This is a genomic window from Bacillus sp. CZDM1, assembly GCF_055502545.1.
In genome coordinates this window covers 483102-498317 of the sequence record NZ_JBUESO010000001.1, presented here as the reverse complement: position 1 = coordinate 498317, position 15216 = coordinate 483102, and the positions used below count along the sequence as shown (strand labels likewise).

The following is a 15216-nucleotide window of genomic DNA, read 5'->3' as shown; positions in this document are numbered from 1 at the left end:
TAAATAAACCACCCCTGATATCTTGGGTGGTTATCATATTTGATAGAAAAGATTGGAGTGAGTGGGTTGGAACAGAGTCTTAAAATAGGTGGAATGACCTGTGCTGCTTGTGCCAAGCGAATTGAAAAAGTAACAAAAAAGCTTGAGGGAGTTCAAGATTCAAACGTGAATTATGCAACCGAGAAACTTAGCATTCAGTATGATGAAAACATCGTATCACTCCCAGCTATTCGTGCAACGATTGAGAAGGCGGGGTATGAGGCTATTATTGAGTGTGTTAATAGGGTACTGCAAATAGAAGGAATGACCTGTGCAGCATGTGCCAAACGAATTGAAAAGGTAACTAGTAAGCTTGATGGCGTGCTGGAATCAAATGTTAATTATGCAACGGAAAAATTATCAATAAGCTTTGAGCCTTCTAAGGTGAGAGTTTCAGATATTAAGCAAGCAATTGAGAAGGCAGGATATAATGCAACTGAAGATGAAACAACAGTTGATAGTGATAAAGAGAGAAAAGAAAAGGAAATCAAGCTGTTATGGAAGAAGTTTGTGATTTCTGCAGTCTTCACCGTGCCGCTGCTTGTTATCACAATGGGCCATATGTTTTTTGAACCGCTTGGTTTTAAACTTCCTGCGATTATTGATCCAATGGTGAATCCGCTATACTTTGGCCTCATTCAATTATTATTGGTACTTCCAGTGTTATTTGCTGGAAATAAGTTCTTTACGGTTGGCTTTAGCTCTTTGATCAGTAGAAGCCCCAATATGGACTCTTTAATTGCTATGGGTACTTCTGCAGCATTCCTTTATGGAATCTTTGCTATTTTTCAGATATATGGCGGGAATATCGATTATGCTTACGATTTATATTTTGAAGCGGCCGGTGTTATTATAACCTTAATTCTGCTAGGTAAATATTTAGAAGCCGTTACAAAAGGAAAGACCTCTGAGGCAATAAAGAAACTAATGGGACTAGCCCCTAAAACAGCAATTATTATTCGTAATGGTAAAGAAGTAGAAATCGCAATTGAGGAAGTAGAAGTTGGTGATATTATTGTCGTTAAACCAGGAGAAAAAATGCCTGTAGATGGCGAAGTAATCGAAGGGATGACGTCTGTTGATGAATCAATGCTGACTGGTGAAAGTATGCCAGTAGAAAAAAATATAGGCGATGCTATAATCGGAGCAAGTATCAATAAAAATGGATTGATAAAATATAAAGCTACTAGAGTTGGGAAAGATACTGCATTAGCACAGATTATTAAATTAGTAGAAGATGCGCAAGGTTCAAAGGCCCCGATTGCAAAGATGGCAGATATTATTTCTGGATATTTTGTTCCTGCGGTAATTGGAATCGCGATTGCGGCGGCATTGGCTTGGTATTTCTTTGCGGGTGAAACGGGAGTATTCTCTTTAACAATTTTTATCTCTGTTCTTGTTATTGCCTGCCCATGTGCATTAGGATTGGCAACCCCAACAGCTATTATGGTAGGTACTGGAAAGGGTGCTGAATATGGGGTACTAATTAAAAGCGGTGTTGCCTTAGAGACTGCTCATAAAATTAAAACTATTGTCTTTGATAAAACTGGGACAATAACTGAGGGCAAGCCAAAGGTTACGGATGTTGTTGTGAAGAGTGAGAGTGAAATTACAGAGGAATACCTGCTCCAATTGGCCGCTTCTGCTGAAAAAGGTTCAGAGCATCCATTAGGTGAAGCGATTGTGAAAGATGCTGAGGAAAGAGGCATAGAATTTAAAAACTTAGACTTTTTCAAAGCAATTCCTGGTCATGGAATTGAGGTTGAAATGGATGGTAAGAACATTTTACTCGGAAATCGAAAGCTTATGGTTGAAAGTGAGATTTCGCTAAAAGACCTTGAGGTAACATCTGATAGGCTTGCTGGCGAGGGTAAGACTCCAATGTATGTGGCAATAGATGGTCAGATGGCTGGAATTATCGCAGTAGCAGATACCGTTAAAGAAAATAGTAAAAAAGCAATTGAACAGCTTCATAAGATGGGCATTGAAGTAGCCATGATTACCGGAGATAACAGAAGGACGGCAGAGGCGATTGCCAAACAGGTTGGGATTGACAGAGTGTTAGCGGAAGTCCTGCCTGAAGACAAAGCAAACGAGGTTAAAAAGATTCAGGCAGAAGATAGAAAAGTAGCAATGGTTGGCGATGGTATAAACGATGCTCCTGCGCTTGCACAGGCGGATATCGGTATTGCCATTGGTTCTGGTACAGATGTTGCTATGGAATCAGCAGATATTGTTCTTATGAGAAGTGATCTAATGGATGTACCAACTGCCATCCAATTAAGTAAAAAAACAATCTCAAACATAAAACAAAACTTATTTTGGGCATTCGGTTACAACACCTTAGGAATACCAATCGCGATGGGAGTACTCTATTTATTTGGAGGACCGCTGTTAAACCCAATCATCGCAGCCGCTGCCATGAGCTTAAGCTCAGTATCTGTTCTACTAAATGCTTTAAGACTAAAAGGATTTAAACCAGCTAAATAATAAAAAATGGCAGCGAATATGAATCGCTGCCATTTTTTATTGGATAACTATTGTAGGTATTTAGCTCTAATCTCCTCTAGGTCGACTATATTGATATCATCAACCACTTCTATCATTCCAAGTATTTCTTTTTCATTTAGGTAGATACCATAGGAACCACTATTACTAATAGTAAATTCAATATTATTGACCCTTTTTGTACCAGTAAAATCGGTAATAATTTGCATTGTTGATGAATTCAGAATCATAAAGTACCCTTCTGCATTATCAAAGGATGAGAGATCTAAAGTCACCTTTGTATTGATCCCTTTATTAACCACCATAATAAGCGGCTCAAATTCATATCCAGTTCCTTTTATTGAAATTGTCTGCTCATTACCAGCTACTTCAGCTTTTTTAACTAATCGTTCTGTTGCTACCTTACTAAAATCGTCACCGTAGATACTAGGCTGAGCAGGTTCCGCTGGGGGTGCCTTAACAGCAGAATCAAGCCCCTCCCCGTCGCTGCCGGAAGCTGTAATAGCTTCTAAATCATCTACAACTTTAATTACTCCACGCTTCATTCCCATCCAGCAGCTGAAATTAAGATCTTCACTCCCTGGTGTGAATTCAATTAGATTATTTCCACTTTGCAGCTTCTGTTGAATATCCATACCAGGCACTACAATCGTATTATTACAGCTAGTAATTTCTTCACCATTTATAACCCATTTAAGCGGCATTCCCTTTTGCACATAAAGAGTTTTTGGAGTATAGCCATAAACATTAGCAGTCATATTCAAGACCTGAACTCCATCTTTAATTGTTGCTTTTATCTCATCGGTCGAGGATGAGGAGGCGTTTGCATCGCCGAAGGCTCCCACACTGGACATAATAGCCATTGGGCTGATATTCATGCCTGCCAAGGCAAGCCCCCTGTTACTCATAATAAGGCCGAGCATAATTATTAACATACCGCTAAACTTTAGTATTTTTTTTGTATACCCTTTGCTCAACAACCCTGATAATGCTCCAAATGTCAGCATGAGCGGGACTGTACCAATAGAGAACATAAACATCGATAAGGCACCTGCAACAGCACTGCCTGTTCCTAAAGCAAAAATTTGCATGGTTTGTAAGGGTCCACAGGGCATTAATCCGTTTAGAAGTCCGACATAAAATGGTGCTCTTGGTTTACTCATTGCTCTACAAGCCACATTTGGCAATTTAATTTGGAATTTTCTAAAGGCCTTAAAACCAGCCATATTAAAGCCCATCATAATCATGAAAACACCAGCAAATAACTGCAAACCGGCCTTAGCTGTTAGGGACAGAGCGAAAACTGAACCAATAGCACCGATGACCCCGCCAAGTACCGTATATGCGACCACTCTTCCGGCGTTATATAAAAGTGCTGGTTTTATTGCTTCAAATTTATTCTTGCTTTCTTTTCCTATACTTTGCGAAAGCATGATTCCACCGCACATACCTACACAATGGATTGAAGTAATCACTCCAACTACAAATAATACAGCATAGGAAGCATTATTTAGTTGTGATTCCATATCGTAATTACCAGAGTTGATTCCTAGTAACACAACGGCTGCTACTGCAATCATGATGCCAATAAACTTAAAGTCTTTAGGACTTTCAGTGCTATAACCTACACTCTCAATAGCGTTTTTAATTTTTTTAAAATCACAGAAATGATCATCATATTCAATTTCCGCAAATTGACCGCTAAAACTAGCTTTTACATCGAGGACCCCATCTAATTTTCTTACGGTCCTCTCAACCCGCTTCTCGCAGGATGTACAGGTCATTTCATATACCTTTATACGTTCTTTTATTACACTCATAATATTTCCCTGCCTTTACTAATTAATGAAACCAACTAAAAGATAGGTAAAGTATAGAGAATTTTTATGTTGATGATATGAAGAAAGAGAGTAGTATAGTGAACAATTTGTAGACAAAATATATCCAAATTTTGAACCATGTTAAAAATTATTAAAAGACCATACTATAAAAAAATAGTTGGAAAAGAGGATGGAATTTGGAACCTTTTATGCCGCAATTAGTTTATTTTGAACCAAGGGCCCTAGAATACCCTCTTGGAAGAGAATTAAAAGAGAAATTTGAAAAATTGAATCTTGAAATTCGTGAGACGACCTCTCATAATCAAATTCGTGATTTGCCGGGTGATAATGAAAATCAAAAATACCGAAATGCAAAATCAACCCTTGTGGTCGGAATCAGAAAGACATTGAAATTTGATACTTCTAAGCCTTCAGCAGAATTTGCTATACCTTTAGCCACTGGCTGCATGGGGCATTGCCATTATTGCTATTTACAAACAACTCTTGGCAGTAAACCATATATTAGAACCTATGTAAATCTAGAGGATATCTTTGAACAAGCTCAAAAATACATGGATGAGCGTAAGCCTGAGATAACCCGATTTGAAGCCGCTTGTACCTCGGACATTGTTGGAATAGATCATTTAACACATTCATTAAAGAAGACGATTGAATTCATTGGACAATCAGAATTTGGGCTGCTCCGCTTTGTAACGAAATTCCATCATGTAGACCATCTTCTAGATGCCAATCATAATGGAAAAACAAGGTTTCGTTTTAGTGTGAATTCGCGGTATGTGATAAAGAATTTTGAACCAGGTACATCTTCCTTTGAAGATCGGTTGTCAGCAGCAAGGAAGGTAGCAAAGGCAAATTACCCATTAGGGTTTATTATCGCCCCCATATATTTGCATGAAGATTGGAAGGAAGGATATCGTGAATTGTTTGAGAGGTTAAGTGACGAGCTTTCAGGCATAGAAATACCAGATTTAACGTTTGAACTAATTCAACATCGCTTTACAAAACCGGCAAAGAATGTAATTGCAAAGAGGTACCCGAAAACCAAACTAGAAATGGATGAAGAAAAGCGTAAATATAAATGGGGCCGCTATGGAATTGGAAAATACGTCTATCCAACAGAAGAGGCCAATGAATTGGAAACCACCATTCGCCAATATATTAATGAATATTTTCCAAATGCAGTTGTTGAATATTTTACATGAAAAAATTATTTTTTTACTTGTACACCGTACTATTTCATGAACCTCCTGCTTAAAGATGTAACAATGAGTTACCTTTAGGAGTGGCTGCCATGAAAATAGACGGTGTTTTTTCTGGAGGAGGAATAAAAGGATTTGCCCTTATTGGGGCTATTCAAGAAATTGAGAAAAGAGGTTTTCAATTCGAAAGAGTTGCAGGGACGAGCGCTGGGTCGATTGTGGCCGCATTAATTGCGGCAGGCTATGGAAGTAGTGAGATAGAACACCTTCTTGATGAATTGGATTTAACAAAATTTCTCGATGCCCGAAAAATGATTATTCCGTTTCCACTTGCTAAATGGCTTTTTGTTTATTGGAGGTTAGGCTTGTATAAAGGGAATGAATTAGAAAAATGGATTGAAGAAAAATTAGCAGCTAGGGGAGTAAAAACTTTTTCAGATTTACCGCCACAAAATTTAAGAATCATTGCATCAGACCTTTCTAATGGCAGGTTGATGGTTCTTCCAGATGATTTGGCTAAATATGGGATTCCTCCTGAGTCATTTTCAATTGCAAAAGCAGTAAGAATGAGCTGCAGTATCCCATACTTTTTCGAACCGGTGAAATTGAAATCGATGGATGGAGTAAATGTGATCGTTGATGGCGGGGTATTAAGCAATTTTCCAATGTGGCTTTTCGACCGTGAAAATATCCAAAAGGTGAGGCCAGTAATCGGAATTAAATTAAGCGCAGATGAATACGAACATGAAAAACATAAGATTAAGAATGCTATTCAATTGTTTGCTGCTCTCTTTGAAACGATGAAAGATGCACATGATTCACGTTATATATCCAAAAAACATGCAAAAAACATTATTTTTATTCCCTCGGAGGGGGGAATGTCTATCGAGTTCCATATAACAGATGAAAAGAAACAGGAATTGTTTAAGATAGGCAGAGAGGCTGCTATAAAGTTTTTTAAATCTTGGTGTTACTAAGAAAAGATATAAAAAAAATCGAGCGCTTATAACGACGCTCGATTTTTCTTTTTTCCTTTTTTACCATCGATAACTGTTAAGTGAACAGGGGATTTCTTTTTAGTCATTTTGCTTCTCTTTAAAGAAGTTAGTGATCCAAAAGATGTACCTTTTGCAGACTGTTCGCCGCCTTTAGTCAGTAAACGTTTTTTCGACTTCTTAGCTGCTTTGATAAAGGCCTGCTGCTCTTTATTCCTAGGATTTGACCTGCGAATTAGTTTGAAAACAAAATAAATGGCTAAACCAACCAATGCGAACACTACGATATTCTTAAGGAAACCAATAGGGTTACTTGTAAATGCTGCAAAAATGCCAATTATTCCTAAAACAATAACACTACCAACCAAAGGAACGGAAATCCGATTTTTCAAGAAAGCCACCTCCCTAACAGCATCATAATCATTTTCTTAATTTTTTAAACTCAAAAATAATAATGTTTTCAATATTTTATTCAGCATGAAGCTGTAATATAAACACTACTCGACTAGTTCTTTCGTATTACATTCAAAAAATAAGATTGTAGGTTATAAATAATTGTATTTACTTATATTTAATTCTACTCCATATATGAAAAAACCTCTAGGATGACATAATATTTCCAATTAAAAAATTTATTCTATGCAAGTGATTGACAAAGGAAGGGCATAATAGGGTTGAATTCATTTCGATAAGAAATTAAATTTACAACCTTAAAGGAGGTATTTAATATGACTAAAATTCCTGAAAAGTCAAAATATCCAAAACCAATGTCTTTTGTTACTGTTGTATTTTGGACGGGTTTGTTTGGAGGTCTATTTTGGGGGACGATTGGTTTTTTTGCATATTACTTCAATTTCACTGAAATTCGACCTAATATCATACTAGGTCCATGGGCGTTAGGGGATTGGAAAAATGAATGGCTAGGAACGATCATATCAATTATTTTACTTGGGATTTTATCGGTTGGTGCAGCCTTTATTTATTCTATTGCACTAAAAAAATTTAACGGTATTTGGTTGGGCTTAGGGTATGGTATTGCACTATTCTTAATCGTGTACCTGGTGTTGAATCCCATTTTTTCAGAAATGAAGCCATTTTTAGACTTAAGTCGTAATACGGTAATTACCTCAATATGTTTATATTTGGTTTATGGCTTATTTATTGGTTATTCCATTAACTATGAGTATGAAATCAATCATATGGAAGAAAATGAGACAGCCTCTTAACGCTTTATTAGTCTTTATGGACTGAGATGTGTTAAAATATTTTTGATATTATGGAATAATGCAATATTTGCTGCTGGATTACATACGGGAGAGTGGGAGAAGATGGGAAAGATAGATAAATTAAGATCAAGTTTTTCTACATATGGAATTGATGGTTTTTTAATTACAAGTCAATTTAACCGTCGCTATATGACAAACTTCACTGGTTCGGCTGGGGTAGTTCTTATTAGTGCTGATAAAGCACAATTTATTACGGACTTCCGTTATGTTGAACAAGCATCCAACCAATGCGAAGGATATGAAATTGTTAAAATGACCGGCACGCTTGTTGATGAGGTTGCAAAGCAAGCCAAAAAACTCGGTATAAAAAAACTTGGGTTTGAAGAGGACCATTTAACATTTGCTACATATAAAGCTTATGAAAAAGAAGTTGAAGCAGAACTTATCCCTGTTTCAGGGGTTATTGAAAAGTTACGCTTGATTAAGACTGACTCAGAGATTAAGATATTAAAGGTGGCAGCGGATATTGCCGACGCTGCGTTTAAGCATATATTGGATTTTATTCGTCCAGGGAAAACGGAGCTTGAAGTATCCAATGAATTAGAGTTCTTTATGAGAAAAGCAGGAGCAGCATCTTCTTCTTTCGATATTATTGTTGCGTCAGGTTATCGTTCAGCACTTCCACATGGAGTTGCAAGTGACAAAGTCATTGAAACAGGAGACTTTGTAACCTTAGACTTTGGTGCCTATTATAATGGTTATGTATCTGATATTACAAGAACAGTATCAGTGGGAGAACCTGAGGCTAAGCTGAAGGAGATATACGACATTGTCCTAGAAGCGCAGCTTAGAGGAATGGCTGGAATAAAGCCTGGCATGACAGGTAAAGAATCAGATGCACTTACAAGGGATTACATAACAGAAAAGGGTTATGGAGAATACTTCGGACATTCAACCGGTCACGGTATTGGTCTCGAAGTCCATGAAGGTCCAACGCTTTCTATGCGTTCAGATATGGTTCTAGAACCAGGCATGATTGTTACGGTTGAACCAGGTATCTACATACCAGGCCTTGGCGGTGTTCGGATTGAGGATGATACTCTCATCACGAAAGACCATAACGAAGCTTTTACACATTCCACAAAAGAACTTATTATTTTGTAATAGACATAGGAGGATAAAACATGAGTATTTCTGTTAATGATTTTAAAACCGGGCTAACCATTGAAGTGGATGGCGGCCTATGGCGCGTACTTGATTTCCAACATGTAAAACCTGGTAAAGGTGCCGCATTTGTTCGTTCTAAGCTTCGTAACCTTCGTAATGGTGCGATTCAAGAAAAAACATTCCGTGCCGGTGAAAAGGTAGAAAAGGCTCAAATTGATAATCGTAAGATGCAGTATCTATATGCAAGTGGCGATCAGCATATTTTTATGGATATGGAATCATACGAACAAGTTGAATTGCCAGCAAACAATATCGAATATGAATTAAAGTTTTTAAAAGAGAACATGGAAGTCCACATCATGATGTTTAACTATGAAACACTCGGTGTAGAACTGCCAAATACTGTTGTACTAGAAGTTACTGAAACAGAGCCAGGCATAAAAGGTGATACATCTTCAGGTGGAACCAAGTCTGCAACCCTTGAAACAGGACTTACAGTACAAGTACCTTTCTTTGTCAATCAAGGTGATAAATTAATTATCAACACAACAGAAGCATCCTATGTTTCTCGTGCATAAAAAATAAGTCCCAAAAAACTAAGGCCGCTAAACATGGCCTTAGTTTTTTGTTTATTTCATGCTGAAAAGTTTATTACTTTTCCTATTGTGAAAACTTCACTAAATAGTAATAATTAGTTTCCATTCATGTGATTAGTTTTTGTTAAAATTAAGTAGAATTACAAACATATAAACAAAAGGGGTGACACAGCAATGAAAAAAGTTCTCTCTCTCTTGTTTCTCTGTGCGGCTATCGGTCTACTAGTAGCAGCCTGCGGTAACTCCAAAGAGACAAATGTGACTTTAGATAAAAAACATTTACCATTACCAGATTATGTTTTAAACTCTTCTGATTTGATTCAGGAAACGTATGCTATGGTATCGAACTACCCAGAAGTAGTAGCAGGTGTACCTTGTTATTGCGGATGTTATGCACAAGACGGGCATGAAAGTAATCTGGATTGCTATATTGATTCATTTGGAGAAGATAATGCCGTTACCGGCTGGGATTCAATGAGTATATCCTGAGACGTCTGTATAGATATCGCCCGGGAGGCGGTAGAAATGCATTTAGACGGTAAAAGCCCTAAGAAAATATATGATTTAATCACTACTAAGTATCAAGATTTTGGGGAGCCTACTCCGACACCAGAACCTAAGTAAGGGATAACCTATGAAAAAAATACTATATGGCCTTTACATCATTATCTTTATAGGGATTATTATTTGTATCGTTAATAGTGATATTTTTAGCAGCAAGAATGCAGAAGCAATTGCTGCAGGTGAAAAGGTTTATAACAAGCAGTGCCTGATATGCCATGGTGAAAATGGCAAAGGTGAAGGTAAAAATGCTGGCACCGCCATTAATAATCAACAGTATTTAAATGCAGTTAGTGACAAAGACATTTTCAATAGTGTTAAATTTGGCAGAGAAGGTACAGGAATGCCTAGCTATGGACCAAGACTTTCAGAGGATGAATTAAATAATGTTGTTGCTTATATAAGGAATTGGCAGTCTGAAGAAATAGATTTTGAGGTTCCTAAAACAATTGCAGGTAATATTGTTAATGGTGAAAAACTTTATAATTTATATTGCATTAACTGTCATGGCGAGGCAGGCAGCGGTAAATTAAAGATGGGAACAGCTCTATCAAATCCACAATTCTTGAAATTTACTTCGGATAAGCAAATTTGGATTGGTACAGCATATGGCCGTGATGATACCAGAATGGCAGCATCATTAAAGGGCTCGGACGGAGTAAGACAGCTTGAGAAAGAAGAAATTACGGATATTGTAACATATATCCGTTCATTAGAAGCAAAATAACGAAAACCCTGGATCTTCGGATTCAGGGTTTTTTAGTATGCAATTTAATTAACAAAACGTTCATTTTCAAGCCAATTAGTTAAATAGTTTTGGGTTTATAGTACTAGTTGAGATAAAAAAATAGGGGGATTTTTATGGCATGTAGATAAATGTGAACATTCTGTGGGCATTTTTTGACAAAAACGTAACGTTTATACCCCTTTTACAAAATGTTCATAAGTGAATCAACTATACACAGATGATTAATATTATATTTATTTCAAAGAGGGCTATAGTGAAAAATAGCTTAGGAGCTCAAGGAGGATTAACATGCTTAAAAAGAAGTTGTTGGCTTTATTTGTAATTACCTCATTTTTATCAAGTTTTATCATTTCAAACGCTAAGGCTGAAACAACCTTTCAGCCAGAGAAGTTTCCCTATACGGAAATGCAAATTCAGGTAATGCCAGAGTTTGATTATCCTGAAGGTTGGGAAAAAGATACCCCTTCTTTACTAGTGGGACAATATGGAACTTTTACAAACAAAAGCGGACAAGATTTTGATGGGAAAGTTGAATTAGCTGTTCCAGCTAGTGAAAAAGGATTCCAAGCATACTTAGTTGCTGAATTTCCAGAAGACAACAAGCCCGAAGTACAACGGCCATTTGATGTGGATAAAGAAAAGGGAACTATTTCTTGGAAACCTTCAAAAGCAATAAAGAATAATGAATCATATAGATTCGTTGTCGAGTATTATACGAGCGCAGTAGATGTTAAGGATAAGAGAAGCTTTACATACGAATATAGTAACCCAACAGAGATTGGAACATTAGACGTAATCTTCTATGCTCCAATGGAAGCAAAAGAGATTACACTAGAACCGAAGGCACCAAATAATACGAAAAGTGAATATGGTGAAGAGTTATTCTACTACCAATACAAAGATGTAAAAATAGGAGAAAGCTATAAATATTCATTTTCCTATCAAAAAGATGGTTTCAAATCTACTTTAGATGCTATTAATGAGAAACAACCTCCGAATGATGAAAACCATACTAGTGTTAATGGTACAGCAACAGATCAAATTTCTGGCGGATCAGGTGTATCAACTGAATCAGATGGAAATCGCCCGCTAATTGGCATTGGTGGTGCTGTCGTTATTGGAATCGCCATTATCATAGCCGGTGTGTTTGTTTACTTGGGGTTAAAAGGGAAATCATATTCTGCACCTAAAGCATCTAGTTCTAAAGCAGCGATCCAACACCCGAAAAAGCAACTAGCTAAAAAAGAAACGAAGTCAATTAGTGTTGACGATAAAAAGGAATTACGTAAAAAGCTTTTAGCGGGAAAGATTGATCAAGAAACGTACGATGAAGAAATGAAAAAATTAATTTAATGGGGTGAATGGGTGTGAAAAAGAACACAATCGTTATGCTGGGTGGTTTTATTATCGCAGGGGCAATCGTTTTCTTACTTATGGCAGCTACACCAGGATCAAGCGGCATCGAATTAACAATGAAAGATCTTTTGGCTAACCAAGAAAAACATAAAGATGATTTTGTAACGGTAGAAGGACTATTAATCGAAGAATCTATTAAATGGAACCCAGATAAAATCGAATTGAAGTTTGATTTAGAAGATAACGAGGGAAACCTAATGCATGTTATCCATAACGGCACAAGGCCAGATAACTTCTCTGAGGGTGTTATTGTTATTCTCCAAGGCGCACCTACTAAGAAAAATACATTTGTCGCTGAAACAGTTAAAACAAGATGCCCTTCTAAATATGAGGGTGAAGATGTTGAAAACTATGATCCTGAAGCACATAAAAAATTATTAGATCAGCCACCAACAGAACCAGAAAGTGCAAAATAATAAGAAGGTGACGATATGTACTTATTTGCTAATGCAACAATTTATGTAGGCTTAGCGCTTGCAATCTATTCACTCCTCATCATCACGCTGGGGATTAGCACTAAGAATCAAAAATTAATTAATAGCGGTAAGGGTGGTGTAATCGCTATCCTAGTCTGCGCCTCTATGGCAATGCTTTCCTTATTTTATTTGCTAGCTACATCCCAATTTCAATATGAATATGTTAGTGATTACACCAGCAGTGAGCTTCCAATTATTTATAAACTTACAGCATTATGGGCGGGGAATTCAGGCTCATTGCTATTATGGACTTTCTTCCTAGTTCTTTACACTGTAATGATTGCCTTCTCACGCAAAATGAGAGGAAATCCGATGGTTCCGTATATTTCCGCCATTCTATTAGGAAATATCGTATTCTTCTTTTTAATCCTTGGATTTGTTGCTAAACCTTTTATACTGTTGGATCAAGTTCCAATCGAAGGTCATGGCTTAAACCCAATGCTGCAAAACCCGGGAATGATTATCCATCCTGTTACACTTTACCTTGGTTATGTAGGACTTGCTATTCCGTTTGCCTTTGCAATGGCAGCACTGTTATTGAAAAACGTGGATGACTTCTGGATTAAAATGACTAGACGCTGGACAATTATAGCTTGGTTGTTTTTAAGTCTAGGTAATATTTTTGGCGGCCAGTGGGCTTATGTCGAGCTAGGCTGGGGCGGTTACTGGGCATGGGATCCAGTTGAAAATGCATCCTTTATGCCATGGTTAACGGCAACTGCGTTCCTGCACTCGGTTATGATTCAAGAACGGAAAAACATGTTAAAGATTTGGAACATAAGCTTAATCATTACTTCTTATGCATTAACATTGTTTGGAACATTCCTTGTTCGAAGTGGTGTTCTTACATCGGTTCACGCATTTGCTAACTCAAATCTAGGATTATACTTCTTAATCTTTATGGGTGTAATGGTTATAGGGGCATTGTATGTCTTAATGAGCCGTTACAACCTGCTTAAACGCAGTGCCGGGGAGTTCAATTCCTATATTTCTAAAGAAAGCAGTTTCTTAATTAATAACCTATTGTTAGTGGGAGCGGCGTTTGGGGTATTCTGGGGAACAGTATTCCCATTAGTATCAGAAGCTGTACGAGGTACAAAGGTTACAGTAGGGATGCCATTCTTTAATACCGTTCAAGCTCCAATTCTATTATCTATGATGTTTGTAATGGCGGTATGTCCATTGCTGGCATGGCAAAGGTCATCATTAAAAAACTTAAAGAAAAACTTCTTGATTCCAGCAATTCTTGCTGTTGCAGCAATGGCTTTAATGGTTGTACTAGGAATACAAAAAGCCTGGGCAGTAATCGGCTTTGGAGTTATCGTTCTTCTCTTAATTACTCACTTCCTTGAGTTTTATCGTGGAGTTAAAGCAAGAAGGAAAATGACAAGTGAAAAATTTTATCTTTCACTTTATCGCTTGATGACTAAAAACCGCAGGCGCTATGGTGGTTATATTGTCCACATCGGTATAGCGTTTATCGCAATGGGTATTATCGGATCGCAAAACTATGATGTACAAACTATGAAAACAGTAAACTTAGGGGATTCCATTGAAGTGAAGGATTACCGTATTAATTACGAGCGTCTTGATCAAAAAAAGGAAGGTATAAATGATATCGTTTACGCGGAAATGACGGTTTTCAAAAACGGTAAACGAATTGGAAATATCCAGCCTGAAAAAGTTTTCTATGGCAACTGGGATCAGCCATCATCAGAAGTTGGACTAATCACATCCTTAAAAGAGGATTTATACGTTGTATTAAGTGATTGGGAAGATGATGGAAAAGCAACCTTTATTGTGAAAGTTAATCCAATGATTGCATGGCTATGGATTGGATCCTTTATGATTGTTATCGGCTCGCTGTTTGCTGTGTGGAATGGAAAATATCAAAATATTACTCCAAGATACACAGGAGTACGCAAAGAGGTGTCTTAATGTGAAAAATAAAATTTATATTGGACTCCTTCTAATTGCCTTTATTTTTCAGGCTACAACCTTTCAAGCAGGAGCAAAAGAGTTCGACTACAAATCGAAGGAATTCGAAGCAGCTGCGTCTCAATTCATGTGCACCTGCGGCTGTGGTCAAGACCATTTTGAATGCGATCCTAAGACTTGTAATCTCACAATTGGTTTTAAGGAAGACATCGTTGAAATGATGAATAAGGGCTGGGATAAGGATAAAATTCGTGAATACTACGTCAATATTTACGGTGAAGAAATTTTAACAGCCCCAGAAAAAAGCGGGTTTAGTTTAGTTGCTTGGATAATGCCTTTTGCAGCGTTAGCCATTGCGGGGGCAGCGATATTCTTCATCATTCGTAAATGGGTGAAGAAAAAAGGAACGGATGAATTAACCCTAGACAACGAAAAGGTAAAGGATGAGGTGGAAGAAGAAATCCTCTCGTCTATGATTGAAGAAGAACGCAAAAAGTATCTTTAGG

The 15216-nt window shown here is 37.3% G+C and carries 14 protein-coding genes; 12 read left to right on the top strand and 2 right to left on the bottom strand.

Translation table 11 applies throughout. The features are described 5' to 3' along the window. The first annotated feature begins 39 nt into the window (after positions 1 to 39). The gene (locus ACY3XC_RS02675) at positions 40 to 2529 is read left to right on the top strand and encodes a heavy metal translocating P-type ATPase (protein ID WP_464867171.1); all 2490 of its coding nucleotides are present in this window, start codon (positions 40 to 42) and stop codon (positions 2527 to 2529) included. A 47-nt stretch (positions 2530 to 2576) separates the two neighbouring features. Here ACY3XC_RS02675 and ACY3XC_RS02670 read toward each other — a convergent pair whose 3' ends face one another. Continuing rightward, on the bottom strand, positions 2577 to 4367 hold the full coding sequence (locus tag ACY3XC_RS02670; protein ID WP_464867170.1) for an urease accessory protein UreH domain-containing protein: 1791 nt from the start codon (positions 4365 to 4367) through the stop codon (positions 2577 to 2579). Between the two features lie 197 nt (positions 4368 to 4564). Between ACY3XC_RS02670 and splB the strand changes: the two genes are divergently transcribed. Together splB and ACY3XC_RS02660 are read left to right on the top strand one after the other, a co-directional pair. Continuing rightward, positions 4565 to 5590 carry a spore photoproduct lyase gene (gene splB, locus ACY3XC_RS02665; RefSeq protein WP_179157091.1) on the top strand — a complete coding sequence of 342 codons (1026 nt, stop codon included), beginning with the start codon at positions 4565 to 4567 and terminating at the stop codon, positions 5588 to 5590. Positions 5591 to 5679: 89 nt separating this feature from the next. Further along, positions 5680 to 6564, top strand: coding sequence for a patatin-like phospholipase family protein (locus ACY3XC_RS02660; RefSeq protein ID WP_464867169.1), 885 nt, complete (start codon positions 5680 to 5682; stop codon positions 6562 to 6564). Between the two features lie 26 nt (positions 6565 to 6590). Here ACY3XC_RS02660 and ACY3XC_RS02655 read toward each other — a convergent pair whose 3' ends face one another. Beyond that, the gene (locus ACY3XC_RS02655) at positions 6591 to 6983 is read right to left on the bottom strand and encodes an SA1362 family protein (RefSeq protein ID WP_464867168.1); all 393 of its coding nucleotides are present in this window, start codon (positions 6981 to 6983) and stop codon (positions 6591 to 6593) included. Positions 6984 to 7310: 327 nt separating this feature from the next. Here ACY3XC_RS02655 and ACY3XC_RS02650 point away from each other — a divergent pair, with 327 nt between their 5' ends. The 9 genes from ACY3XC_RS02650 to ACY3XC_RS02610 all read left to right on the top strand — a co-directional run bounded on the left by ACY3XC_RS02650 (position 7311) and on the right by ACY3XC_RS02610 (position 15215). Continuing rightward, positions 7311 to 7808: a YqhR family membrane protein gene (locus ACY3XC_RS02650; protein WP_464867167.1), complete on the top strand. Its 498-nt coding sequence runs from the start codon at positions 7311 to 7313 to the stop codon at positions 7806 to 7808. Between the two features lie 102 nt (positions 7809 to 7910). Further along, positions 7911 to 8972 carry a Xaa-Pro dipeptidase gene (gene pepQ, locus ACY3XC_RS02645; protein WP_464867166.1) on the top strand — a complete coding sequence of 354 codons (1062 nt, stop codon included), beginning with the start codon at positions 7911 to 7913 and terminating at the stop codon, positions 8970 to 8972. 20 nt (positions 8973 to 8992) lie between these two features. Continuing rightward, the gene (gene efp / locus ACY3XC_RS02640) at positions 8993 to 9553 is read left to right on the top strand and encodes an elongation factor P (protein WP_179157086.1); all 561 of its coding nucleotides are present in this window, start codon (positions 8993 to 8995) and stop codon (positions 9551 to 9553) included. A 192-nt stretch (positions 9554 to 9745) separates the two neighbouring features. Then, on the top strand, positions 9746 to 10195 hold the full coding sequence (locus ACY3XC_RS02635; protein WP_464867165.1) for a PCYCGC motif-containing (lipo)protein: 450 nt from the start codon (positions 9746 to 9748) through the stop codon (positions 10193 to 10195). A gap of 10 nt (positions 10196 to 10205) precedes the next feature. Further along, on the top strand, positions 10206 to 10859 hold the full coding sequence (locus ACY3XC_RS02630) for a c-type cytochrome (protein WP_464867164.1): 654 nt from the start codon (positions 10206 to 10208) through the stop codon (positions 10857 to 10859). Between the two features lie 309 nt (positions 10860 to 11168). After that, on the top strand, positions 11169 to 12233 hold the full coding sequence (locus tag ACY3XC_RS02625) for a hypothetical protein (protein WP_464867163.1): 1065 nt from the start codon (positions 11169 to 11171) through the stop codon (positions 12231 to 12233). A gap of 14 nt (positions 12234 to 12247) precedes the next feature. Then, positions 12248 to 12712, top strand: a complete 465-nt coding sequence (locus tag ACY3XC_RS02620) for a cytochrome c maturation protein CcmE (protein ID WP_179157082.1) — start codon at positions 12248 to 12250, stop codon at positions 12710 to 12712. Positions 12713 to 12727: 15 nt separating this feature from the next. Continuing rightward, positions 12728 to 14710, top strand: coding sequence for a heme lyase CcmF/NrfE family subunit (locus ACY3XC_RS02615; RefSeq protein ID WP_464867162.1), 1983 nt, complete (start codon positions 12728 to 12730; stop codon positions 14708 to 14710). Position 14711: 1 nt separating this feature from the next. After that, complete coding sequence (locus ACY3XC_RS02610) at positions 14712 to 15215, top strand: cytochrome c-type biogenesis protein CcmH (protein WP_179157080.1); 504 nt, start codon at positions 14712 to 14714, stop codon at positions 15213 to 15215. Position 15216: the final 1 nt, after the last annotated feature.